The organism is Streptomyces sp. SID8374 (assembly GCF_009865135.1).
Taxonomy (GTDB): Bacteria; Actinomycetota; Actinomycetes; order Streptomycetales; family Streptomycetaceae; genus Streptomyces.
Window position 1 is genome coordinate 1,810,445 of sequence record NZ_WWGH01000001.1, and the last position, 24,119, is coordinate 1,834,563.

Annotated in this window: 22 protein-coding genes; 9 read left to right on the forward strand and 13 right to left on the reverse strand. The window is 72.8% G+C overall.

The window, feature by feature from the left end; all coding sequences use genetic code 11:
• Positions 1–158 precede the first annotated feature (158 nt).
• Both GTY67_RS08090 and GTY67_RS34470 read left to right on the forward strand, forming a co-directional pair.
• Positions 159–1,517, forward strand: coding sequence for a hypothetical protein (locus GTY67_RS08090; protein ID WP_161278223.1), 1,359 nt, complete (start codon positions 159–161; stop codon positions 1,515–1,517).
• A gap of 151 nt (positions 1,518–1,668) precedes the next feature.
• On the forward strand, positions 1,669–1,842 hold the full coding sequence (locus tag GTY67_RS34470) for a hypothetical protein (RefSeq protein ID WP_202461363.1): 174 nt from the start codon (positions 1,669–1,671) through the stop codon (positions 1,840–1,842).
• Between the two features lie 61 nt (positions 1,843–1,903).
• Here GTY67_RS34470 and GTY67_RS08095 read toward each other — a convergent pair whose 3' ends face one another.
• The 6 genes from GTY67_RS08095 to GTY67_RS08120 all read right to left on the reverse strand — a co-directional run bounded on the left by GTY67_RS08095 (position 1,904) and on the right by GTY67_RS08120 (position 10,165).
• Positions 1,904–2,851 carry a 3-oxoacyl-ACP reductase gene (locus GTY67_RS08095; RefSeq protein ID WP_161278224.1) on the reverse strand — a complete coding sequence of 316 codons (948 nt, stop codon included), beginning with the start codon at positions 2,849–2,851 and terminating at the stop codon, positions 1,904–1,906.
• Between the two features lie 34 nt (positions 2,852–2,885).
• Complete coding sequence (locus tag GTY67_RS08100) at positions 2,886–3,962, reverse strand: Zn-dependent alcohol dehydrogenase (protein WP_161278225.1); 1,077 nt, start codon at positions 3,960–3,962, stop codon at positions 2,886–2,888.
• Between the two features lie 48 nt (positions 3,963–4,010).
• On the reverse strand, positions 4,011–4,868 hold the full coding sequence (locus tag GTY67_RS08105; RefSeq protein ID WP_161278226.1) for a MaoC/PaaZ C-terminal domain-containing protein: 858 nt from the start codon (positions 4,866–4,868) through the stop codon (positions 4,011–4,013).
• A 209-nt stretch (positions 4,869–5,077) separates the two neighbouring features.
• A complete protein-coding gene (locus GTY67_RS08110) occupies positions 5,078–6,559 on the reverse strand; it encodes a DHA2 family efflux MFS transporter permease subunit (protein ID WP_161278227.1) in 1,482 nt (493 codons plus the stop codon).
• Between the two features lie 132 nt (positions 6,560–6,691).
• On the reverse strand, positions 6,692–7,882 hold the full coding sequence (locus tag GTY67_RS08115) for a lipid-transfer protein (protein ID WP_161278228.1): 1,191 nt from the start codon (positions 7,880–7,882) through the stop codon (positions 6,692–6,694).
• A 15-nt stretch (positions 7,883–7,897) separates the two neighbouring features.
• On the reverse strand, positions 7,898–10,165 hold the full coding sequence (locus GTY67_RS08120; protein ID WP_161278229.1) for an acyl-CoA dehydrogenase: 2,268 nt from the start codon (positions 10,163–10,165) through the stop codon (positions 7,898–7,900).
• Between the two features lie 188 nt (positions 10,166–10,353).
• Here GTY67_RS08120 and GTY67_RS08125 point away from each other — a divergent pair, with 188 nt between their 5' ends.
• From GTY67_RS08125 to GTY67_RS08145, 5 genes are all read left to right on the forward strand, one after another.
• Entirely contained in the window at positions 10,354–11,880 is a 1,527-nt protein-coding gene (locus GTY67_RS08125; RefSeq protein WP_093689060.1) for an MFS transporter, read from the forward strand.
• A gap of 106 nt (positions 11,881–11,986) precedes the next feature.
• Entirely contained in the window at positions 11,987–12,574 is a 588-nt protein-coding gene (locus GTY67_RS08130) for a class I SAM-dependent methyltransferase (RefSeq protein WP_202461832.1), read from the forward strand.
• A 43-nt stretch (positions 12,575–12,617) separates the two neighbouring features.
• Positions 12,618–13,529, forward strand: a complete 912-nt coding sequence (locus GTY67_RS08135) for an N-acetylmuramoyl-L-alanine amidase (RefSeq protein ID WP_161278230.1) — start codon at positions 12,618–12,620, stop codon at positions 13,527–13,529.
• Between the two features lie 214 nt (positions 13,530–13,743).
• Positions 13,744–14,595, forward strand: a complete 852-nt coding sequence (locus GTY67_RS08140; RefSeq protein ID WP_161278231.1) for a DUF5336 domain-containing protein — start codon at positions 13,744–13,746, stop codon at positions 14,593–14,595.
• A gap of 117 nt (positions 14,596–14,712) precedes the next feature.
• Positions 14,713–15,723 (forward strand): LLM class F420-dependent oxidoreductase, encoded by a 1,011-nt coding sequence (locus tag GTY67_RS08145; protein ID WP_161278232.1) that lies wholly within the window; start codon positions 14,713–14,715, stop codon positions 15,721–15,723.
• 230 nt (positions 15,724–15,953) lie between these two features.
• Here GTY67_RS08145 and GTY67_RS08150 read toward each other — a convergent pair whose 3' ends face one another.
• Together GTY67_RS08150 and GTY67_RS08155 are read right to left on the reverse strand one after the other, a co-directional pair.
• Positions 15,954–16,733, reverse strand: coding sequence for a maleylpyruvate isomerase family mycothiol-dependent enzyme (locus GTY67_RS08150; protein ID WP_161278233.1), 780 nt, complete (start codon positions 16,731–16,733; stop codon positions 15,954–15,956).
• 76 nt (positions 16,734–16,809) lie between these two features.
• Positions 16,810–17,391 (reverse strand): hypothetical protein, encoded by a 582-nt coding sequence (locus GTY67_RS08155; protein WP_161278234.1) that lies wholly within the window; start codon positions 17,389–17,391, stop codon positions 16,810–16,812.
• 137 nt (positions 17,392–17,528) lie between these two features.
• Here GTY67_RS08155 and GTY67_RS08160 point away from each other — a divergent pair, with 137 nt between their 5' ends.
• On the forward strand, positions 17,529–17,822 hold the full coding sequence (locus tag GTY67_RS08160) for a hypothetical protein (protein ID WP_015608233.1): 294 nt from the start codon (positions 17,529–17,531) through the stop codon (positions 17,820–17,822).
• 30 nt (positions 17,823–17,852) lie between these two features.
• Here GTY67_RS08160 and GTY67_RS08165 read toward each other — a convergent pair whose 3' ends face one another.
• From GTY67_RS08165 to GTY67_RS08175, 3 genes are all read right to left on the reverse strand, one after another.
• On the reverse strand, positions 17,853–18,926 hold the full coding sequence (locus GTY67_RS08165) for a prenyltransferase (RefSeq protein WP_093689074.1): 1,074 nt from the start codon (positions 18,924–18,926) through the stop codon (positions 17,853–17,855).
• Positions 18,923–19,654 (reverse strand): class I SAM-dependent methyltransferase, encoded by a 732-nt coding sequence (locus GTY67_RS08170; protein WP_030707898.1) that lies wholly within the window; start codon positions 19,652–19,654, stop codon positions 18,923–18,925. The genes GTY67_RS08165 and GTY67_RS08170 overlap by 4 nt, the downstream gene beginning before the upstream one ends.
• A gap of 115 nt (positions 19,655–19,769) precedes the next feature.
• The gene (locus GTY67_RS08175) at positions 19,770–21,086 is read right to left on the reverse strand and encodes a glycosyltransferase family 4 protein (RefSeq protein ID WP_161278235.1); all 1,317 of its coding nucleotides are present in this window, start codon (positions 21,084–21,086) and stop codon (positions 19,770–19,772) included.
• A gap of 340 nt (positions 21,087–21,426) precedes the next feature.
• Between GTY67_RS08175 and GTY67_RS08180 the strand changes: the two genes are divergently transcribed.
• Entirely contained in the window at positions 21,427–22,074 is a 648-nt protein-coding gene (locus GTY67_RS08180) for a TetR family transcriptional regulator (RefSeq protein ID WP_093689080.1), read from the forward strand.
• 252 nt (positions 22,075–22,326) lie between these two features.
• On the opposite strand, the gene GTY67_RS08185 is transcribed toward GTY67_RS08180, so the two are convergent.
• Both GTY67_RS08185 and GTY67_RS08190 read right to left on the reverse strand, forming a co-directional pair.
• Entirely contained in the window at positions 22,327–23,211 is an 885-nt protein-coding gene (locus GTY67_RS08185) for an XRE family transcriptional regulator (RefSeq protein ID WP_161278236.1), read from the reverse strand.
• Positions 23,208–24,059: a peptidoglycan-binding protein gene (locus GTY67_RS08190; RefSeq protein WP_161278237.1), complete on the reverse strand. Its 852-nt coding sequence runs from the start codon at positions 24,057–24,059 to the stop codon at positions 23,208–23,210. The genes GTY67_RS08185 and GTY67_RS08190 overlap by 4 nt, the downstream gene beginning before the upstream one ends.
• Positions 24,060–24,119 lie beyond the last annotated feature (60 nt).

Below are 24,119 nucleotides of genomic sequence, written 5' to 3' on the forward strand. Positions count from 1 at the left end.
GCGGCCTAACCCTAGGCGCGGCCACCCTCGCCAGCACACCCACCCCCTCCACCTCAGGAGAATCCGGGCATCGCCACCCTTATGTGTGAAGTGAGGTGGCACGTGTTGTCCGGCTGGACGTGCGAAAACTAGCTTTCGTAGCCGGAGGTGACGAGTCCATGACTGCCTGTGCCATCGAGGGCGGAACCGCCGGGGCCGCCACGACGGCGGACCCCGGTCCTGAAGAGTCCGGCGAGCCGGAGGAACCCGTCGGGGCGGTCCCGGCCGAGCCTGGAGAACCGGCCGGGATGATTCCGGGCGAGCCGAAGCGACCGGCCGGGGCGGCTCCGAGCGGCGGGACGGTTCCGGCCGCGTCCGCCGGTTCCGCCAGTTCCGCCGCGTCCGCCGCGCCTTGGAGCGCCCCCCGCGCCCCCGGGGCCTTCACGCTCACCGCGGACGGTGCGTACGGGGCCCGGCTGACGGCGGCGCCCGGTGCGCCCGGTGGGCAGCGGGCCTGGTACCCGGAGCGCTGGACGCTGGACGGGCCCGAGCCCTACGCCGTACCGCTGCCGCTCAACCAGCCCGAGGAGCCCGACGCCCAGGTGGTCCCGCTCGCCGACGGGCGGGTGCTGATCCGGCGGCAGGTGGCGGAGCGCCAGATGTTCTCGCTGCTCTACCCGACCGGGCCCGCCACCGGCGAGCTGGCCCTCGGCGCGGTCGAGTGCGACGGGATGGAGCTGCTGCCGCCCTCACCGGACGGCACCAGCGTGTACGCCCTCTCCCCCGGCGACCACTCCTCGCTGCTGTGGCTGGTGGCCGGCGGCGCCTTCGGGCCGGAGCTGGTCGCGGAGGTCCCCGGGCACTGCTCGGGCGGGGTCTGGCTGGACCGGGCGGGCCGGATGCTGGCCCTGGACCGGCAGCTGCCGGGCGGCGGGCCGGTCAAGGCGGTCGCCGTGGACCTGGAGCGGAACGGTGAGGTGACCCCGCTGCTCCAGATCACCCCGGAGAGCGACGACCGGCTGCTGCTGGCCGACGCGGACAGCGGCCTGCTCCTGCTCCGCTCGAACGCGCCGGGCCACGACCGGCTCGGCTGGGGCGTCCTCGGCAGCTGCCTGCCGGTGCGCTTCCCGGAGTGCCTGCGGCCGGCGGATGTGGCGGTGACACCGTTCGCCGTCCAGCCGGGGCAGATGCTGATGCCGGAGAGCTGCGCCGTCGCGCTGCGGATCGACGGGGCGGCCGGGAGCTGGGTGGGGATCTGGCGTCCGCAGGGGCGGCGGCTGCACCAGTTCGCGGCGCCGGAGGGCTGGTCGGCGGGGGCCGGTTACTGGAGCCGGGACGGAGTGCTGCACCTGCCGTACGCGAACGCCTCGACGCCCTGCGGTGTGGCGCTGTACGAGGCGCCGGGCGACGAGGAACCGCCTCCGGAGACGGCTGGAACAGGCGGAACGGAACCGTCCGGGGCCGTCACCCCTCCTGTCGTGTGTAAGCCGGTTCCGTTGGGGCAGGCGCCTCTGCACCGGGCGGCGTCGCCTGACTAAACTCGGTGCCTGGGCTACGCAGCCGTACCGGGCGGACGCCGACGGTGACCGCGTCGGACGGCGCGCATGCGGGGCCCGCGGAGACGAACACGCGACACACGTACACGTACGTGCGACACAGGTAAGCGATCACAACGGGGTGACTTCCCACATGTCTGAAACCCGCACCGACACGACCATGCCGCGTACGCCGGGGGGCGACGCGGAGGGGGCCGGGACCGGCGGTTCCGGAAAGCACCGAGGGGGTGCGTCGATGGAGAACACCTCGGTGCAGCCGCACGGGCGCCACCGCCGGCCCGCCCAGGAGGAATCCCGGGCGGCCTGAGCGGCAGCGCGGCAAGGGGGCCGGTACAGCGAGCACGGCTGTACCGGCCCCCTTGCCGCGCCTACTCCCGCTTGAGGCCCAGCACTTCGGCCGCCGCGAACGTCTCGCCGCGCGGCCGGTCCGCGTAGTACGGGGTGATCAGCTCGTCCAGCTCGGCGAAGGTGAACGTCTCCTTCGCCGCGTCGAACTTGGCCGCCACCCTGGGCCGTTCGACGATCGCGACCATGCCCCCGTGGACGACGAGCAGCTGCCCGTTGACCCCGGCGGCGGCGGGTGAGGCGAGATAGCCGACGAGCGGGGAGACATGCTCGGGGGCCAGTGCGTCGAGGGTGCCGTCGGCCGGTTCCTGGAAGCCCGCGAACACGTCCTCGGTCATCCGGGTCCGGGCGCGCGGGCAGATGGCGTTGGCGGTGACGCCGTACTTGGCGAGGGCGAGTGCGGTGGAGGTGGTGAGCCCCACGATGCCGCCTTTGGCCGCCGCGTAGTTGGGCTGCCCGGCGGAGCCCGCGAGGTACGCCTCCGACGAGGTGTTGACGATCCGCCCGTACACCGGGCTGCCCGCCTCCTTGGAGCGGGAGCGCCAGTGGGCGGCGGCGAAGTGCGTGGTGTTGAAGTGGCCCTTGAGGTGGACGCGGATGACCGCGTCCCACTCGTCCTCGCTCATCGAGAAGATCATCCGGTCGCGCAGGATGCCCGCGTTGTTGACCAGGATGTCCAGCTTTCCGTAGGTGGAGACCGCCAACTCCACCAGTACGCGGGCCTGTTCATGGTCGGACACGTCTCCGAGGTGGGCGGTCGCCCGGCCGCCCGCCGCGCGGATCTCGGCGGCGACCTCCTCGGCGGGCGCGGCCGACGCCTCGCCCGAGCCGTCGCGGCCGGGCTGCCCGTAGTCGTTGACGACGACGGCCGCGCCGAGCCGGGCCAGTTCGAGCGCCTCGGCGCGGCCGAGGCCCCGGCCGGCGCCGGTGACGATCGCGGACAGCCCGTCCAGCGGGAGGGGAAGTGACATGACAGTCCTCGGCTTCCTTCGATGCGGGCGGGGTTCAGAGTTCGATGCAGGTACGCAGCGACTCACCGGTCCGCATCTGGTCCAGGGCGTCGTTGACCTCCTCCAGCCGGACCCGGTGGGTGATCATCGACTCCAGGTCGATCCGGCCCGCCCGCCAGAGCGCGATGGCCCGTTCGTAGGAGCGGAGCACGTCCCCACCGCCGTACATCGAGGGGAGGATGCGCTTCTCGTCGAAGAACAGCTCGAACATGTTGACCTGGAAGTGGTCGTCCATCGCCCCGGCGCCGACGACGCAGAGGGTGCCGCCGCGCCGGGTGTGCTCGTAGGCGGTGCGGGCGGTGGCGGACTTGCCGACGACCTCGAAGACGTAGTCGAAGCCCTCACCGCCGGTGATGCGCTGCTGCGCGTCGGCCAGTTCACCGGGTGCGACGGCCTCGGTGGCGCCGAAGCGGAGGGCGGCCTCGCGGCGGGAGGCAACTGGGTCGACGGCGAGGATCTGGGCGGCGCCCTGGACGCGGGCGCCCTGGATGGTGGAGATGCCGACGCCGCCGCAGCCGATGACCGCGACCGACGAACCCGCCTCCACCTTCGCCGTGTTGATGGCCGCGCCGAGGCCGGTGGTGACCCCGCAGCCGATGAGGGCGGCGATCTCGAACGGTACGTCGTCGGGGATCGGCACCGCGCAGCCCGCGCCGACGACGACCTCCTCGGTGAAGGTGCCGGTGCCCGCGAAGCCGAAGACATCGCCGCCGGGGCGCTTGAAGTTGGGGGTGCCCGCGTTCATGAAGCCCGCGAGGCAGAGCTGGGTCTGGCCGCGCTTGCAGGACGGACAGGCCCCGCAGGCGGGCAGCCAGCAGACGAGGACCCGGTCGCCGGCGCTGAGGCCGCTCACGCCGTCACCGACGTCGACGACCTCGCCCGCGCCCTCGTGGCCGGGGATGAAGGGGGCGGGCTGCGGGAGGATGCCGCTCATCGCGGAGACGTCGGAGTGGCAGAGCCCGGTGGCCCGGATGCGGAGCTTGACCTTTCCGGGGCCGAACCCCACCGCCTCGACGTCGTCGAGGACTTCCAGCTTCTCCTGGCCTATCTCGTGCAGTACGGCTGCGCGCATGGGTGGGGCTCCCCTCAGATCGACTGCCACGGCAGGGCGTTGATGCGTTCAGGAGTGTTCGACGAGCGTGTCCGCGAGGACCGGGGCGTCGTCCCGCTCGGCGGCGGTGACCGTCACCTGGACCCGGTTGCCCTCCCCCGTCCACATCCGGATGCGGAGGGTCTCGCCGGGGAAGACCACTCCGGCGAAGCGGGTGCGGTAGGCGGTGATACGGGAGACGTCGCCGTCCAGCAGGGTGTCGGTGACGGCCTTCAGGGTCATGCCGTACGTGCACAGCCCGTGCAGGATCGGCCGGTCGAACCCGGCCTGCTTGGCGAAGGCCGGGTCCGCGTGGAGCGGGTTCCAGTCCCCGGAGAGCCGGTAGAGCAGCGCCTGGTCCTCGCGGATCGGGCGCTCCACCGTGCGGTCGGGGGCCCGGTCGGGGACGGTGAGCCGGTCGGAGGGGCCGCGTTCACCGCCGAAGCCGCCCTCTCCCCGTACGAAGATCTGGGCGTCGTTGGTCCAGAGCGGACCGTCGTCGTCGCTCGCCTCGGTCCGCAGCACGATGACGGCGGCCTTGCCCTTGTCGTACACCGCCGCGACCTTCGAGGTCTGTACGGCCCGCCCGGTGACGGGGATCGGCCGGTGCACGCGTACGGACTGGGCGCCGTGCAGGACGGCGGCGAGGTCCACGTCGATCCCGGCCGCGCCCATCCCGCCGAACGCGGCGGTTCCGGCGCCCGCGACGGTGGCGAAGCTCGGCAGCACCTGGAGCCGGGACTCCAGGGTGTAGCGCAGCTCGTCGGGGTCGGTGGCGGGGATCCCCGCGCCCAGGCCCAGGTGGTAGAGCTGGACGTCCTTGTGGTTCCAGGCGATCTCGGCTCGGCGGGGGTCGGCGGCGAGGGCCGCTGGGGCATCGATGGGCATGGCGAAGCCGCTCCTTGACGGTGGGAGACCGACGGTGGAGACCTCGGTGCGGCTGTCCGCACCGCCGACCGCACCGAGGCCGCGCGGGGACCGGCAGGGCGCGCCGTTCTAGAACGCGTTCTAGCCGATGGCCCATGTATAACGCAGCCCCCGGAAGTTGGGAAGACCGCTGACGCCACGTCAGATGCGCTGCTCCCGCACGCGGTTGGTCAGACCCGCTCCTGCGCCTTCACCTCGGCCGCCTGCTCCTCCCGTACGCGGGGCGGCCGGTGGTTGGGCAGCCACACCAGCATCACCACGACCCCGAGGAGCAGCACCCCGCACGCCGTACGGAAGGCCGTCGCGTACCCGGCGGTGACCTCGGCCGCGTCGACGGAACCCGCCGTGCGGGCGGCGGCGACCGTGGAGAGCACCGCGAGGCCGAGCGCGCCGCCCATGGTGCGGGAGGTGTTGACCAGGCCGGAGACGAGTCCGGCGTCCCCGGTGGCCGCGCCGGAGGTGGCGAGGGTGGCCAGCGGGGTGGAGGCGAGTCCGGCACCGGCCATCATCAGGATGCCGGGGAACATGATCGCGGTGAGGTAGGAGCCGTCGACGCCCATGGTGGACTGCCAGCCGAACCCGGCGGCGGTGATCAGCACCCCGGCGACGGCGAGGCTCTTGGCCCCCGTACGCGCCATGATCCGGGGCGCGATCTTGGAGCCGATGATGACGGCGGCCGAGGTCGGCATCAGGGCGAGCCCGGCCTGCAACGGCGTGTAGCCCAGCACGTTCTGGGCGTAGACGGTCATGAAGTACCACATGGAGAAGGTCGCCGACCCCATGAGGAACATCGACACGTTGGCCGAGGAGACGGCCCGTGCGCCGAACACCCGCAGCGGGATCAGCGGGACCGCCGTCCGCGCCTCGACCAGGACGAACGCGGCCAGCAGCACCGCCCCCGAGAGCAGCGGTACGAGGGTGGCGGCGGCCGTCCAGCCGACGGCCTCGGTCTGGACGATGCCGTACGCGACGGTGGCCAGGCCCGCGGTGACGAGGACGGCGCCCAGCAGGTCGATGCGGCGGCGGTCGCCCGCCCGGCCCTCGGTGATCCACAGGGCGGCGGCGACCAGGACGAGGGCGCCGACGGGCACGTTGATGAGGAGGACCCAGCGCCAGGAGAGGGCGTCGGTGAGGACCCCGCCGATGAGCCCGCCGGCCGCGCCGCCGCCCGCGCCGACCGCCATCCAGGTCGCTATCGCCTTGGTCCGGGCAGGCCCCTCGGGCACGGCGGCGGTGAGGATGGTGAGCGTGGCGGGGGCCAGGACGGCGGCCCCGAGGCCTTGCGCGGCCCGGGCGGCGAGGAGCTGCCAGCCCTCCAGCGCGAGGCCGCCCGCGAGGGAGGCGGCGGTGAAGACGCCCAGCCCGACGAGGAACATCCGCTTGCGCCCGTAGATGTCGGCGGCCCGCCCGCCCAGCAGCATGAACCCGGCGAACGCGATCGAGTAGGCGTTGACGACCCACTGGAGCGCGCCGTGGCTCAGCCCGAGGTCGGCGCGCATGGAGGGCAGCGCCACGTTGACCACGGAGACGTCGAGGACGACGAGGAACTGGCCGGTGCAGGCGGCGAGCACGACGGCCCACGCGCCGGTGGGTATGCGGGAGCGGGAGGTACGGGTGGGCGCGGGGGCCGGGACGTCTGCCATGCCGGTCATGGTCGCAGGTGCCGGATGCCCCGTACATCGGGTATTCGTCGGAGATCCCGGGGCCGGGGTACTGCGGGGGTACTGCGACGGAGGTCCTGGTCCCCGGGTGCCTCACCGCCGCAGCCCTGGCTCCCGGGCGCCTCACTTCCGCAGCAGCGTCACCACCGCCGCCCCGCCCAGCCCGATGTTGTGGGCGAGGCCGGTGCGGGCGCCCGGGACCTGGCGCGGGCCCGCCTCGCCGCGCAGCTGCCACGTCAGCTCGGCGGCCTGGGCGATCCCGGTCGCGCCCAGCGGGTGCCCCTTGGAGATCAGCCCGCCCGACGGGTTCACCACCCACCGCCCGCCGTACGTGGTCGCCCCCGACTCCACGAGCTTGCCCGACTCCCCCTCGCCGCAGAGGCCGAGCGCCTCGTAGGTGAGGAGCTCGTTGATGGAGAAGCAGTCGTGCAGTTCGATCACGTCGAGGTCGCCGGGGCCGAGGCCGGAGCTCTCGTAGACCTGCCGGGCGGCGGCCCGGGACATCGGGGTGCCGACCGCGTCGATGCAGGTGCCGGAGGCGAAGGAGGCCTCGGTGTCGGTGGTCATGGCCTGGGCGGCGATCTCCACGGCCCGCTCCCCCAGGCCCTGCGCCTCGACGAACCGCTCGGAGGCCACCACGGCCGCCGCCGCCCCGTCGGAGGTGGGTGAGCACTGGAGCTTGGTGAGGGGGTCGTGGACGGTACGGGCGGCGAGGACCTCCTCCACCGTGTACGGGTCCTGGAACTGGGCGTACGGGTTGTGCACCGAGTGCCGGTGGTTCTTGGCCCCGACCGCCGCGAGCTGCGCGGGCGTGGTCCCGTACCGCCGCATGTGCTCGCGGGCCGCGTTGCCGAAGATCTGCGCGGTGGGCGGCGACATCTCGAAGCCGTGGGCGGCGGCCATGATCCCGTAGTGCCGGGCGACGGGCGAGGAGGCGAAGTCGCCGCCGCCTTCCGTGCCCCCGCCCAGCGAGCCGCGCGCCATCTTCTCGAAGCCGACGGCGAGGACGCAGTCGCTGGTGCCGCCCTCGACGAACTGCCGGGCCAGCATGAGGGCGGTGGAGCCGGTGGCGCAGTTGTTGTTGACGTTGTAGACGGGGATGCCGGTGAGCCCCAGCTCGTAGACGGCCCGCTGTCCGGCGGTGGAGGGCTGGAAGCAGTAGCCGACGGGGGCCTGTTCGACCTGGTCGTAGCGGACGCCCGCGTCCTCCAGCGCGGCGGTGCCCGCCTCGCGGACCATGTCGCCGTAACTCCAGTCGCGGGTCTCGGGCTTCTCGAACTTCGTCATGCCGACGCCGACGATGTACGCCTTCATCTTCCGACTCCTCTTCTACGTTCCCGTGGTTCGGTCCCGGGGGAGGCCGAGAATCCGCTCGGCGACGACGTTGAGCTGGATCTGGGTGGTGCCGCCCGCGATGGTGAGGCAGCGGGACATCAGGAAGCCGTGCAGGGCCCGCTCCCCCGCCTCCGGTTCGTCCACCGCGCCTGCCGGGCCGAGGAGTTCGAGGGTGAGTTCGGCGACCTTCTGCTGGTGGACGGTCTGGACGAGCTTGCGCACCGAGGCCCCGGCGCCCGGTTCGAGGCCGGAGACCTGCTGGAGCGTGGTGCGCAGCCCGATGCACGCGAGGGCGTGGGCCTCGGCGGCGAGGGCTCCGATACGCGCCCGGGTCGCGTCGTCGAGTCCGTCGGAGCGCGCGATCAGAGCCTCAAGACCGCTGTCGAAGGTCATCTGGTCGGCCATGTGGACGCGTTCGTTGCCGAGCGTGTTGCGGGCGACGCGCCAGCCGCCGCCGATCTCGCCGACGACGGCGTCGGCGGGGAGGAGCACGTCGTCGAAGTAGACCTCGTTGAAGAGGGATTCGCCGGTGATCTCCTTCAGCGGGCGGATGTCGACGCCTTCGGCGTTCTTCATGTCGACCAGGAAGTAGGTCAGCCCCCGGTGCCTGGGCGCGTCCGGGTCCGTGCGGGCGAGCAGGATGCCGTGGTCGGCGGTGCGGGCGGCGCTCGTCCAGACCTTCTGCCCGGTGATCCGCCACCCCTCGCCGGTCCGTACGGCACGGGTGCGCAGCGCTGCCAGGTCGGATCCGGCGCCGGGTTCGGAGAAGAGCTGGCACCACTGGAGGTCGCCGCGCAGGGTGGCCGGCAGATAGCGCTCGCGCTGCGCCTCGGTCCCGTACGCGATGAGCGAGGGCACGACCCAGGTGGCGATGGAGAGGTCGCTGAGCCGGATGGACTGTTCCCGCAACTCCTGCTGGATGGCGAGCTGTTGTACGGGGCCCGCACCCAGTCCGTACGGGGGTGGCAGGTGCGGGGCCGCGTAGCCGGTGGCGGCGAGGGCGCGGCGGGCCTCGTGGGGTGGCAGGCCCCGGGCGGCGGCGAGGTGGGGGCGGGCTTCGGCGCGGTGGCGGGCGGCCTCGGGCGGGAGTTCCAGGGCGAGTTCACGGCGGGCCCCTGCCTCGGCGAGGCGGGCGGCGCGCAGCCGGTGGGTGTCGGCGGTACCGAGGAGCTGGCGGGCGAGGACGGCCCGGCGTAAGGAGAGGTGGGCGTCGTGCTCCCAGGTGAAGCCGATGCCGCCGAGGATCTGGATGGCGTCCTTGGCGCAGCTGTACGCGGCCTCCGGCGCGGTGGCGGCGGCGAGGGCGGCGGTGAGCGCGCGCACGTCGCCGCCTCCTGAAGCGGCGGTCTCCTCGTCGGCGGCACGGCTCCCTGAGCCATCCGCCTCCTCCTCGGCGGCGCGGGCCGCGTCCCAGGTGAGGGCGCGGGCCTGTTCGAGGCGGACGAGCATGTCGGCGCAGAGGTGCTTGACCGCCTGGAACGCCCCGATGGGCCGCCCGAACTGCTCGCGTACGGTGGCGTGTTCGACGGCCGTGTCCAGGCTGCGGGCGGCCGTCCCGCAGGCGTCGGCGGCGAGGAGGACGGCGGCCAGGTCGCGGACGAGCGCGGAGTCCAGGGGCAGGGCCCGGTGCGCCGGTACGAGGACGGCGTCGGCCCGCACCTCCGCCGTCGGCCGGGTCGGGTCGACGCTGCGGTGCGGCCGCACGGCGAGCCCGTCGGCCCCGGCGTCCACCAGGAACCAGCGCTCACCGCCGCCGGACGGGTCGGCGGCGGGCAGGAGCAGCAGGTCGGCCGCCTCGCCGGAGAGGACGGGCGGGGCGGTCCCGTCGAGGCGGTGGCCGCCCTCGGCCGGGGTGGCGGTGAGGGTGCCGGGGGTGAGGGCGACGGCGGCGGTCCGGTCCCCGGCGGCGAGGGCCCGGAGCAGGCCACCGGTCCCGGGCGCCCGCCGCACCGCCGCCCCCACCAGCGCGGTCGCGAGGTACGGCCCCGGCAGCGACCCGTAAGCGGCCTCCTCCAGGACCACGGCGAGGTCCAGGAGGCCGCCGCCCCCGCCCCCGTACTCCTCGGGCAGATGGATTCCGGTCAGCCCCTGCCCGGCGAGCGCCTCCCAGTACGCGGGGCGCACCCCCGGGACGGCCGGGCTCCCCGCGTCGAGGAGCTTGCGCACCTCGCCGGGCGGGACGTCCCGCGCCAGCCACCCCCGTACGGAGTGCGCCAGCGCGCGGTGTTCTTCGGTGATGCCGATACCCGTGCCGATGCGCATGCGGAACCTCGCCGGTCGCAGCCACTGGAACGGCGCAAGAGTAGAACACGTTCCAATCCGACGGAAGAGCTGACGGAGGGTCAGCAGACCGGCGGTCCCGAGCCGGAATAGGCCCCGGCCCGAAAGCGTTCACCATGCACACACTTGGGGGGAGCCCGGGTGGTCGAGGCTGCCCGGAGGCCCCAAGGATGCGACGTACGAAACAGACACGGCACACAGGGGAGCTCCCCGAGCCGCCGAAGACGCGCTCCGGCCCCATCGTGCCCGTCCTCGCCTTCGCGGGGATCACCGTCGCGGTCATGCAGACCCTGCTCGTCCCGGTCATCAAGGACCTGCCGGTCCTGCTGAGCACCGACCCGGCCAACGCCACCTGGGTGATGACGGCGACCCTGCTCGCGGGCGCCGTCTCGACCCCGATCATGGGCCGGCTCGGCGACCTCTACGGCAAGCGCCGGATGCTGCTCGCCTCGCTCGCCGTCATGGTGATCGGCTCGCTGATCTGCGCGTCCACCGACGAACTGGTCGTGATGATCACCGGGCGCGCGCTCCAGGGCTTCGCCATGGGCGCCATCCCGCTCGGCATCGGGATCATGCGCGACGAGCTGCCGCGCGAGAAGCTCGGCTCCGCGATGGCCCTGATGAGCTCGTCGATCGGGGTGGGCGGCGGCCTCGCGCTGCCCGCCGCCGCACTGGTCGCCCAGCACGCCGACTGGCACGCGCTCTTCCTCGGCTCGGCCGGGCTCGGCGTGCTCGCGATGGTGCTCACGTACACCCTGGTCCCCGAGCCGCCGCTGCGCGCACCCGGCACCTTCGACTTCACCGGCGCCCTCGGGCTCTCGCTCGGCCTGGTCCTCCTTCTCCTGCCGGTCACCAAGGGCGGCGACTGGGGCTGGTCCTCGGCCCCCACCCTCGGGCTGCTCACCGCGTCCGTCACGGTCCTGGTGGCATGGGGCCTGTTCGAACTGCGCACCCCGGCGCCCCTGGTCGACCTGCGCACCACCGCCCGCCGCGAGGTGCTGCTCACCAACCTCGCCTCGATCATGGTCGGGGTCGCCTTCTACGCGGTCTCCCTGGTCCTGCCGCAACTGCTCCAGCTCCCCGCCTCCACCGGTTACGGCCTCGGCCAGTCCATGGTGGTCGCCGGGCTCTGCGTGGCCCCGCTGGGCGTGACGATGATGTTCGTCGCCCCGCTCTACGCCCGGATCTCGGCCCGCCGGGGCCCCAAGACCACACTGATGCTCGGCATGCTGGTCATCGCGGTCGGTTACGGGGCCGGGCTCGGGCTGCTCAGCGCCCCCTGGCAGACCGTGCTCATCGCCGTCGTCCTCGGCGCCGGGATCGGGCTCGCCTACTCCTCGCTGCCCGCCCTGATCATCGGGGCGGTCGACCCGTCGGAGACCGGTGCGGCCAACGGCCTCAACACCCTGATGCGGTCCATCGGTACGTCGGTGTCGAGTGCGGTCATCGGCATGGTGCTGGCCAACACCTCGGTGACGATGGGCTCGGTGCAGGTGCCGTCGATGGAGGGGTTCCGGATCTCGTTCCTGATCGCCACGGGGGCGGTGCTGGTGGGTCTGGTGCTGGCGGCGTTCCTGCCCTCGCAGCGGCCGTCGGGGCACCCGGTGCTGCTGGCGAGCAGCGCGGACCCGGTGCCTGCTCCCGCCCCCGCCGAAAGCGCGGGCCGGACCGTACGGCACGATGGAGCGCCGTCGTAAGCAGACCCGCCGTCGTACGCAGACCCGCCCCACCTGGAGGACCCCCGTGACCGCGCCCGCTCCCGCTCCGGAAGTGCTCGCCGCGTTCGAGGCCGCCAAGGGCTTCATGCCGGTCCACGAGGGGCTCGCCCTCTACGCGGCCGCCACCGAGGCCGGGGCGCTGGGCCTGCCCCTGCTGGAGGTGGGCACCTACTGCGGGCGCTCCACGATCCTGCTGGCCGACGCGGCCCGGACGGCCGGGGTCGGCGCGCTCACCGTGGACCACCACCGGGGCAGCGAGGAGCAGCAGCCGGGCTGGGAGTACCACGACCCGAGCGTGGTGGACCCGGAGGTCGGGCTGATGGACACCCTGCCGACGTTCCGCCGCACCCTGCACCGGGCCGGGCTGGAGGAGCACGTGGTGGCACTAGTCGGCCGCTCCCCGCAGGTCGCCGCGGTATGGGCCGGGCCGCTGGGCCTGGTCTTCATCGACGGCGGGCACACCGACGAGCACGCGAACGCCGATTACGAGGGCTGGGCCCCGCATGTCGCCGAGGGCGGCCTCCTGGTGATCCACGATGTGTTCCCCGACCCGGCCGACGGCGGGCAGGCCCCGTACCGGGTGTACCGGCGGGCGCTGGCCTCGGGCGCGTTCACCGAGGTCTCCGTGACGGACTCGCTGCGTGTGCTGCGGCGCACGGGCGCGGGGGTCTGAGGCGTACCCGGGCGCGCCACCCCCGTACGGATAGCATCGCCGCGTGCCGTACGACGACAGCGTTCCCCCCACCCGCCGCGCCCGGCCGCTCCTCGTGGCCGCCGCACTGGCCGCGCTCTGCCTGACGACCGCCACCGGATGCGGTGGCTCCCCGGACACGACGGACGGGAAGGGCTCGGAGGCTTCCGGTTCCCCTTCCGGTTCCAGTTCCCCTTCCGGTTCCGTTTCCGCGACGCCCACCACGAAGGCGTCCCCCTCCCCCACCGCACCGCTCCCCCAGGGCCCCCTGACGGGCCGGACCGTGGTGATCGACCCGGGCCACAACCCCCGTAACCGCGAGCACACCGCGGAGATCAACGAACAGGTCGACATCGGCACGGGCCACAAGGAGTGCGATACGACCGGTACGTCCACGAACGCCGGTTACGCGGAGGCCCTGTTCACCCTCGATGTGTCGCACCGGCTCAGGGACCTGCTTCAGGCGCAGGGGGCCCGGGTCCTGCTGACGCACGACGACGACCGCCCCTTCGGGCCCTGCATCGACGAGCGGGCCCGGATCGGCAACGAGGCGAAGGCCGACGCGGTGGTCTCGGTGCACGCGGACGGCTCGGCGGTGGGCAACCGGGGCTTCCATGTGATCCTCCCCGCGGCGGTGAAGGGCGGCGGGGCGGACACCTCGAAGATCGTGAAGAGTTCGGCCGATCTCGGAGCCCGTATCGCCGGAAATTTCGTCCGCACGACCGGAAGCGCGCCTTCCAATTACATCGGCGGCGGGACCGGACTGGACACCCGTGATGATCTCGGCGGACTGAATCTGTCGACCGTGCCCAAAGTCTTCGTGGAATGCGGCAATATGCGTGACCCGAAGGACGCGGCCCTGCTCACCGACGCGGGGTGGCGCCAGAAGGCGGCCCAGGGGATGGCGGACGGCATCGCCGACCACCTGAAGGGGTAGGCCTGCCCGGCGGGGAAGGGGCCGACGGGGAAGGGGGGGTCTGCGGGGATATTGGGGGGATAACTGTTCAGGAAGCGGGCACGGGCGCAACCCGCCCGGTCAGACGATAGATTCATCCGTACGATGGGGAGCCACCCCCGAGCTTCATGCCGTGCCCGCCGACCAGGCGGCAGCGACGACCGCCCCGACGAGACGACCGACTAAGGACCTTCACGTGAATATCCGCTCCCTCACTCGAGGCGACGGCGTGGTGATCGGAGCAGCGGTCGTGCTGTTCATCGCCTCTTTCCTCGACCTCTCCGGTTTCAACTGCCCCTCCGGTGTGGACTGCTCCCGGTACAACAGCCCTAACGCCTGGGACTCGCTCGGGCTCCTGATGAGCATCTTCCTGGCGGGCATCATCGCTGCGGCTCTGGTGGTCGTCGGCCGTCTGACGCCCGGCCGCAAGGTCGCGGGGCTGGACATCGGCCAGTTCGGGGTCGCGCTCACCGTCTTCGCGCTGTGGACCGCCTTCTGGACGACCATCGACATCAGCGACGCCGGCGCCGGGCTGATCCTCGGCCTGCTGGCGACCATCGTGCTCGCCGCGGGTGCGATCGCCGGTCCGCTGGTCCCCGCGCTCAAGGCGCCGATCGTCGGCGCCCCGAAGCCGCCGCAGGGTGTGCAGCCTCCGTACGGTGGCCAGCCGGGCCAGGGCTACGGCTACCCGGGCGCCCAGCAGCAGCCTTACGGTGCCCAGCCGAGCCAGGGGTACGGCTACCCCGGTGGCCAGCAGGGTCAGCCGGGTCAGGCCGACCCGGCGCAGGCCCAGGCGCAGGCCGCCCAGGCCCAGCAGTCCGCCCCGCAGGACGGCGCGGCTCCGGCGGGCGACTTCACCCCGTTCTGGTTCGCCGTTCCGGTGGCCCGCCCGCTGTACGGCGAGGACGGCGCGCCGAACCCGATCGCCGAGCTGGCGCCGGGCACCTGGTACCTCGCGGTGGAGCAGCGCGGCCAGGGCCTCATCGCCCAGACGCAGGACGGCCGTCGCGGTGTGCTCCAGGACACGACGGGCATCCAGCGCGGCTGATCCCGTACGCGTGACGCCTGCGGCCCCTCGCCCTTCCGGGCGGGGGGCCGTTGTCGTACAGTCCGTCCCGCACCGCCATCATCTGACGGTTCGTCACTTACGGCCGGAGGCAACGGAATGCGGCTCGGACTGGCACTCGGATACTGGGGCCGCGGCCCGGACCCCGGCCATCTCGCCCTCGCCCAGGAGGCGGAGCGGCTCGGCTACGGTTCGGTGTGGACGGCGGAGGCGTGGGGCTCGGACGCGTTCACCCCGCTGACCTGGATCGCGGCCCACACCTCGCGGATCCGGCTGGGTACGGGGATCGCGCAGATGGCGGCCCGTACGCCGACGGCCACGGCCATGCACGCGCTGACCCTGGACCACCTCTCGGGCGGCCGGCTGCTGCTCGGCCTCGGCCTGTCCGGGCCGCAGGTGGTGGAGGGGTGGTACGGCCGCCCGTTCCCGAAGAGCCCCCTCACCGCGACCCGCGAGTACGTCGAGGTGATCCGCCAGGTGCTGGCCCGGCAGGGCCCGGTGGAGGTGGCGGGCCGCTTCCACTCCCACCCGTACAGCGGCCCGGACGCCACCGGCCTCGGCAAACCGCTCAAGCCCATCACGCACCCGCTGCGGTCCTCGCTCCCCGTCCTGCTGGGCGCGGAGGGCCCGAAGAACATCGCGCAGACGGTGGAGATCGCGGACGGCTGGCTGCCGCTGTACTGGTCCCCGCACCGCACGGACGTGTACGAGGCCTCGCTCGCCGGCCTCCGCGAGGACTTCATGATCGCGCCGATGGCCCGCGCGCACGTCTGCGACGACGTGGCGGAGGGGCTGCTGCCGGTGAAGGCGATGCTCGGCTTCTACATCGGCGGGATGGGCCACGCCGCCCGCAACTTCCACGCGGACCTGATGGGGCGGATGGGGTTCGAGGAGGAGGCCCGGCGCATCCAGGACCTCTTCCTCCAGGGCCGCAAGGAGGAGGCGGTGCACGCGGTCCCGGACACCTTCGCCGACGAGATCTCCCTGATCGGCCCGCGCGCCCGGATCGCGGAGAAGCTGGCGGAGTGGCGCAAGGGCCCGGTGACGGACCTGCTGGTCACCGCCCCGGACCCGCACACGCTGCGGGTCCTGGCGGAACTGAACAACTGACGGACGGGCTCAGCGGCTGACGGACGGACTCAGCAGCTGACGGGCCGGCTCGCGACATGACGAGCGGGGCCACCACCTGCCCGACGTGCTCGCGACCTGACGAGCGGGCCCACCCACCTGACCGACGTGCCCACCGCCCGACGGACGGGATCACGGCCCGACGGACGGGATCACCGCCCGACGGACACGCTCACCGCCTGCCGGACGCGCTCACCGCCCGACGGACAGGCTCACCCGAACGACGACCGGTCCAGCCAGAAATCCAGCAGCTCCGCGTCGCCGAGCACCTCCACCCGCTGACTCACCGGCTCCAGGCGGCGGTTGAAGACGAGCATCAGGTCGGTCAGCGAGCCGCGCAGCGCGACCGTCGCCTTCTCGTGCGCGTGCCGCCAGGTGAAGCGGTCCTCGCCGAACTCGATGAGCCACTCCGCACCCGGTACGTCCGTGGCGTGCAGGTGCAACGAGCGCCCGCCGCCGCGCAGTTCGGCCGCCTCCGGGTCGCCGCCCTCCTGGGCGAAGGAGACGATCCGCAGCCACTCGTCGATGGTGTCGGCGGCCACCTCGGGGTCGACCGTGTACGGGACCCGCGCGGCGAGCGCCGCGTCCGCCCGGTGCACCACCGTCTCGTGCGTCATGCGCCGCGCCCAGAACGCCGTACGCCGCTCCCACGCCCAGGTCCACACCTCGGCGTCCGGCCCCGCCTCTCGCAACGCCTCGACGGTCACGGCCGCCCCCTCGGCGAGCCAGGCGTCCAGCGCGGCCGGGTCGTCGGTCCCGGGCCCCGCGGCCCCCGGCACCTTCTCCTCCGGTACGTCCTCGGCGGCCCGCCCGCGCACGATCTCGCCGACCCAGCGGTGGGCGCCGCCGACATGCACGGCGAGCTGCCGCAGGTTCCAGTCGGGGCAGGTGGGGACGGTGGCGGTGAGGTCCGCGCCCTTGAGCGTCGCGCGCAGGGCGTCGGTCTGGGCGAGGATCTCGTCGCAGTAGCGGTCGTACGGAAGAAGCGTCATGCCGGGGACCCTAACCGGGCCGCGGAAGCCGATCACCCCAATATCCGGCCGCGCCGGAACAGCCACCGGGCAATCGCTATCCGGTCAGCTGCGAGGTCGAGGGGACCTTGTCCTTCACCTCGGCGCCCGCGCCCTTCCCGGCGCTCTTGATGCTGTCGATGACGCTCTCGAACGCCCCGATGTCGCCCTCGCCCGCCTCACCGTTGCGGAGCTTGGTGGCCATCCCCTGGAGCGACTCGATCCCGGCGGTCAGCGGGGCGACGGCCTTCGACAGCAACGGGTCGCCCTTGGCGTTCTCCGCGGCCGCCTTGAGCCGGTTGTACGCGAACCCGCCCGCGAGCCCCGCCTTGACGAGGGCGAAGCGGCGCCCCTCGGCCCCCTTCTTGAAGGTCCCGGCCCGGTACGGCTTCACGATCCACTGGTACGTCGCCCCGGCCGCGAGCCCCGCGTTGGCCACGAACCGGGTCTTGGCCAGCCGCTGCTTCTCGGTGGAGGCGGACGGGCTGACGGAGGCGGACGCGGAGGCGGAGGCGCTCGCCGCGGTGCCGGTCGCGCTGCCCGAGTCCCCGGAGTCGCCGCACGCGGTGGCGGAGACCAGCACGGCGCACGACAGCAGCAGCGCCACCAGCAGCCGGCGGAGCGGTACGGAACGGGTCACGGCGGCCTCCCGGCGGGGCGCATCACGGTGAGTGACGGCGCTCGGCACTCCCGGCCAGACTCGCCCGGCCCCGCACGGCCCGCCACCCGGTACCGCCATTCGGGTTTCACTCAGGGTAAAGCGGTAACCAGGACCCCATGTCCTACAGAACCCGTTCTTCAGGCAGCAGTTCAGCGGCGAGGATCATCGCCGTCGTGGCCGACATCCTGGCCTTCATCATCATTCTCTGGATCCTGATGTACCTGCTGGACGCCAACCGGGGCAACGACTTCGTGCAGTGGGTGCACGACGCGGCCACGTGGCTGGCGGGCTGGTCGTACGACCTGTTCACGTTCGACGCGGCATGGGCGCGGGTGGTGGCCGGTTACGGTCTCGCGGCCGTGGTCTACCTGTTCATCGGGCACGCGATCGCGGGCCGGATCCGCCGCTGACGGCGGACCGGCCGCACGAACGGTCAGCGCCTACCGGCAGCAGTCCGGCTCCAGGCCGACCGGCAGCCGCTCCCCGGAGAAGACCGCGGTGGTCGCCTCGTCCCCCCCGAGTGCGGCCACCGCCAGCAGCAGGGAGCCCGCCGTCCAGGTGGTGAGCTCCTCGGGCCAGAAGGCCTTGTTGCCCTCGAAGACGTACCCCGTCCAGTACAGCCCGCCCTCGGCGCGCAGGTGCTGGATCGACTGGAGGATCTCCAGGGCACGGTCGGACTCCCCCGTCACCCAGAGGGCGAGGGCGAGTTCGCAGCTCTCGCCGCCGGTGACCCAGGGGTTGGGCAGCACACAGCGCACCCCGAGGCCGGGGACGACGAAGCGGTCCCAGCCCTCCTGGATGCGGGCGGTGGCCTCGGCCCCGGTGACGGCGCCGCCGAGGACCGGGTAGTACCAGTCCATCGAGTAGCGGTTCTTGTCGAGGAAGCGCTCGGGGTGGTTGCGGATCGCGTGGGCCAGTGCCCCGGTCGCCAACTCCCAGTCGGGCTGCGGCTCTTCGCGCCGCTCCGCGATGGCGAGCGCACAGCGCAGCGCCTGGTGGACGGAGGACGAACCGGTCAGCAGCGCGTCGTTCACCGCCGTGCCGTCCGCCTCCCTCTTCCAGCCGATCTGGCCGCCGGGCTGCTGGAGTTGGAGCACGAACTCGATCGCCGCGAAGACCGTGGGCCACATCCGGTCGACGAACGCGTCGTCCCCGGTGGCGAGATAGTGGTGCCAGACGCCGACGGCCACGTACGCGCAGAAGTTGGTCTCGCGGTTGAGGTCGGTCGGCTGCTGCGGGTCACCGTCGTGGTAGGCGGCGTACCAGGAGCCGTCGCCGTTCTGGTGGCGGGCCAGCCAGTCGTAGGCGCGCTCGGCCGCCTCGTGTTCGCCCGCCGCGTCCAGCGCCATGGCGGCCTCGGTGTGGTCCCACGGGTCGAGGTGGTGGCCCCGGAACCAGGGCAGCGCCCCGTCCTCGCGCTGGACGGCGAGGAGCGCGGTCACGGTCTCGGCGGCCTCGGCGGCGGTCAGGACCCCGGGAAGGACAAGGTGCTCGGTCTGTTCGGGAGTGCTCACGCCTCGGCCTTCGGAAGGTGCGGCTTGGTGGCGTACGCGACGAAGCTCTTGCCGACGACCGGGTTGAGCAGCTGCTCGGCGACCCGGGTGGCGAGCGGCTTCTTCATGATGTCCCAGACGAGCAGCTTGTGGTACGCCCGCACCGGCAGCGCCTTGTCGTTGTCGACGCCGAACGCGCACTTCAGCCACCAGTAGGGCGAGTGCAGGGCGTGGGCGTGGTGGGTGCCGTACGGCTTGAGTCCGGCCTCGCGGATGCGGGCGAGAAGCTGGTCGGCCTTGTAGATGCGGATGTGGCCGCCCTCGACCTCGTGGTACGCGTCGGAGAGGGTCCAGCAGATCTTCTCGGGGCCGTAGCGCGGGACGGTGATGGCGATCCGGCCGCCCGGCTTGAGGACCCGGACCATCTCGGCGAGGACGCCCTTGTCGTCCGGGATGTGCTCCATGACCTCGGAGATGATCACGACGTCGAAGGAGTCGTCGGGGAAGGGCAGGTTGAGAGCGTCGCCCTCCATCGCGGTGGCGGTGGCGCCCTCGGGGGCCTCCCCGGCCTCCTTCATGGCGGCGAACCACTTGGCGACCTCGCGGATCTCCTCGGCGTTCTGGTCGAGGGCCACCACCTGCGCGCCGCGCCGGTAACACTCGAAGGCATGCCGGCCGGCACCGCAGCCCAGGTCGAGCACTCGGTCGCCTGCGGCGAGCGGGAAGCGGGTGAAGTCGACGGTCAGCACGAGGGCCTGCCTTCGAGGTCGGAGTTACGGGTTCAGGAAAGCGGGTTACGGGTGCCGGTGAACGGGATCGCCGTCACCGGCGGGTACGACGCTGCCACCGGCGGATACGGTGCGGTCACCGGCGGGCTCCGCGCACGGCGATCGCCTGACGGTACAGCTCGGCCGTTCCGGCGGCCGCCCGGGCCCAGGTGAAGTTGGCCAGCACCCGCTCCCGGCCCGCCGCGCCGAGCCGGACACGCAGCTCCGGATCGGCGAGCAGCCGGGCGAGCGCCCCGGCCAGCGCGTCCGGATCACCGGGTGACACGGCGAGGCAGGTCTCCCCGTCGCGGCCGGAGACCTCGGGGATCGCGCCGCCGGTGGTGGCGACGAGGGGGGTGCCGGTGGCCATGGCCTCGGCGGCGGGCAGCGAGAACCCTTCGTACAGCGAAGGCACACAGGAGACCTGGGCGCTGCGCACGAGGTCGACCAGCTCGGCGTCGCTGATGCCCTTGACGAACTCGACGGCGTCGGTGAGCCCGTGCCGCTCTATGGCCCGGGCGACCGGCCCGTCCTCGGCGCGCTTGCCGACCACCACGAGGTGGGCGGCGGGGTTCTCCGTACGGAGCTTGGCGAGCGCGTCGACGAGGTGGATCAGGCCCTTGAGGGGGACGTCGGCGCTGGAGGTGGTGACGATGCGGCCGGGCACCTCGGCGACGGAGGGGTCGGGCGACCACAGGTCGGTGTCGGCGCCGATGTGGACGACGCTGATCCGGTCCGCGCGTACGCCGAGGTCCTCGACGATCTCGTCGCGGGAGGAGCCTGAGACGGTGAGGACGGTGTCCAGCTTGCGGGCGACCCGCTTCTGCATCCGGGTGAAGGCGTACCAGCGGCGTACGGAGGCGCGCCTACGGCGGCCGGCGGCGGCCGCCAGGTCGAGTCTGCGGTCCACGGTGATGGGGTGGTGGATCGTCGTCACGAGCGGGGCCCCGAGGTCGCCGAGGAGCCCGTAGCCGAGGGTCTGGTTGTCGTGGACGACGTCGAACTCGCCGCGCCGGGCCAGGAGATGGCGGCGGGCGCGGAGGCTGAAGGTGAGCGGTTCGGGGAAGCCGCCGGTCCACATGGTGGCGACCTCGGCGAGGTCGACCCAGTTCCGGTACTCGCCCCACTTCGGCGTACGGAACGGGTCGGGCTGCCGGTAGAGGTCGAGGCTGGGGAGCTCGGTGAGCGGAACGCCCTCGTCCAGCACGGGGTAGGGCTGCGCGCCGATGACCTCGACGCTGTGGCCCAGCCGCGCGAGCTCACGCCCGAGGTGGCGGACGTACACACCCTGGCCGCCGCAGAACGGGTTGCCCTTGTACGTGAGGAGCGCGATGCGCAGCGGCCGGTCGCCGGCCCCGGCGGAGGAGCTGCTGTCGCCCGTGCGGGGGCCCGTCTCTATGGCCTCAGCGGTCACACTCGGCCCCCTTCTGACTGCGTGTTCGCCGGAGCGTAACCGGTAGCGCTAATCTAGAACAAGTTTCAGACTTGATCGTTCGACGTGCATCGAATCTACCGGCAGGTAGCGTCGGTGTGAGGTCCGGATCAGGTGATTCGCGCCACGGCGGACGCCCTGGCATGCTGTGCGCGCCCGGTGCGGAACGCAGGGAACGAACCGGGGGTCGCGGATCGGACCGGGGTCGCGGATCGAACCGTGGATCGCGGATCACGGAGATCGTGAACGGGGACGGCATGACCACGCACGGATCGCGGATCGGGGACAGCATGACCGCGTATGGACGGCGGATGGTGACAGCATGACCGCGGACGCCAGACCGGCAGCGCATCCGCCGACGGACCGCGCGACGCCGCCGCTCACCGAGCGGCAGGAGGCCCGCCGCCGCCGCATCCTGCACGCCAGCGCGCAGCTCGCCAGCCGCGGCGGGTTCGAGGCGGTGCAGATGCGTGAGGTGGCGGAGGCGGCCGGGGTCGCCCTGGGCACCCTCTACCGCTACTTCCCCTCCAAGATCCACCTGCTGGTCGCCACCATGCAGGACCAGCTCCAGCACATGCACACCACGCTCCGCAAGCGCCCCCCGGCCGGGGACGACGCGGCCCAGCGGGTCGCCGAGACCCTGATGCGCGCCTTCCGCGCCCTCCAGCGCGAACCGCACCTGGCGGACGCCATGGTCCGCGCCCTCACCTTCGCGGACCGCAGCGTGAGCCCCGAGGTGGACACGGTCTCCCGCCTCACGACGGCGATCATCCTGGACGCGATGGGCCTGGAACACCCGACCCCGGAGCAGCTCTCGGCGGTCCGGGTCATCGAACACACCTGGCACTCGGCACTGATCACCTGGCTGTCGGGCCGGGCGTCGATCGCCCAGGTCAAGATCGACATCGAGACGGTCTGCCGCCTGATCGACCTGACCCAGGAGAGCGAAGCGGCCCCATGGCCTGGGTAGTGGGGACAAACCTGCTCCTGGGGCTGCTGCTGATCGCCATGGGATCGGCAGCGCTCCGGACAGGGTGGATCGTGCCCACAGCACGCCGCCACGTCACGAGGCCCCGACTATACGGATGCGGCGCCCTGCTCATGGGGGCCTCCCTCGTCCTCCAGAGCCTCATGTACTTCGGGGCCCTGCCGGGCCTTTCCTGGGAGGCCCGCTTCCTCGGCGGGAACGCCCTGCTGCTCGGCGGGGTGCTCCTGATGCTCGTCAGCCAGTTGCTGCCGACGCGGCGGGATAGCACTTCCGGGGCCCGTCCGGGGCGAGGCTGACGCAGACGCGCAGGGCCTCCGGGCTGTCCGTGGCGACCATGGGCGTGTGGAGGCGCACCCCGGTCGCGTACTTGTCCGGCACGGTGACCGTCTGCGGCTCCCCGCCCGCCGCCGAGACGGTGAAGACGTCCCCGATGCGCTGCCCCCAGACCCGCACCCACCCGGCGCCGCACCCGACTTCGTACCGCAGGTCGATGCGGAGGCCGGGGAGGGGCCGGTGGGTGCTGACCGTGGCCGGGTGCATGCCGCACCGGGTGGCGATGACGTCCCGCCCCGTACACGGCTCCCCGTGACAGGCGAACTCGGGCTCGGAGGAGACCGGGGCATCGGCCGGGGCATCGGCGCTCTCCGACCGCCAGGGGCCTGCCACGACCAGCCAGGCGGTGCACAGGAGTGCGGCGGCGAGGACGGCGGCGGTGCGCGCGTGACGGAGGGCGGGACGCCGGGGTTCTTCGCGTACGGGAATCTCTTCGGGTACGGATACGGGTGCGGGTGCGGACAGGGGCGCGGGTGCGGGTAAGCGCTCAGGCACAGCTACAGTTACAGCCGCGACCGGGCGCGGGGGCCGGTTCCTCGCCGTCTCGGCACGCTCCCACAGGGCCAGCGGCCGCGCGGGAGACTGCCGGGCGAGGCGGCACAGGGCCACGACCGCGGCGCGCGGCGGGTGGGCCTTCCCGTTGAGGTAACGCTCCCAGGACGACTTGCTGTACGGGGTCTGGGCCGCGAGCTCCTTCAGCGAGAGCCCGCTTCGCGACCGGAGGACCCGCAGGGCCTCGGCGCAGGCGCTCTCCTCGGCGGTCCGCTCCAGGGGCGGGAGGCTCATCCGCGTAACACCTTCCAGGTGTCGGGCCCGACCAGCCCGTCGTCCTCGATGCCCGCCTTGGCCTGCAACCGCTTGACGGCCTGCTCGGTGTTGGGGCCGTAGACCCCGTCGACGGCCCCCGGGTCGAAGCCCGCCTCACGCAACAGGCACTGGGCCTCGACGACGTCCCAGCTGGTGGAGTTGTGGGCGAGGACGGTGCGGTGCGTACCACTGTGCCCGGCGTAGGTACGGCCGCCGTGCTGCTGGATGCGGCAGGGGTAGGAGGTCTCGCGCCCCCAGACGTAAGGCCCGTCGTGGGCGCTGGTGAACGGGGACCGCGGGGCGGCGGCCCTGCTCTCCGACTGCCACGGCTCGGCGACCAGCACCCCACCTCCGACGGCGACCCCGGCCCCCAGAACGACGAGCGCGGGCCACCGCCGCCACCAGGGACCGGGGGCGTCAGCGGTACGGGGCACAGGGTCGGGGTTGGGGTTGGGGTTCGGGTCTGGATCCGGGTTCGGGTCTGGGTCGGGCACCGCACCAGCCGTACGCGATACGACGCCCTGCCCCACCCCCTCCTCACTCTCGCCCCGCTCCTTCCGCGCGGCCGCATCCGCAGCCGCCACTTCACGCAGGGCGAGCAACGGCACCGGGTCGCACCCCGCCACGGTGCACAACGCCCGTACCGCGTCCGCCGAAGGAAGGCTGCGGCCGTTCAGATACCGCTCCCAGGAGGACTTGCTGTACGCCGTCTTCCGCTCCAGCGCCACCAGGGTCAGCCCGCTGCGGCTCTTCACCGTCCGCAGCTCCACGACCAGCTCGGCGGCCGACCCGCTCAAGGACTCCGGCAGCTCCCGCCCCCGCGGCATAGCGCTTCCCCTCTTTCCTGCCCTGCAACATCACCGGCACCGGCAACCCACCACGTACCA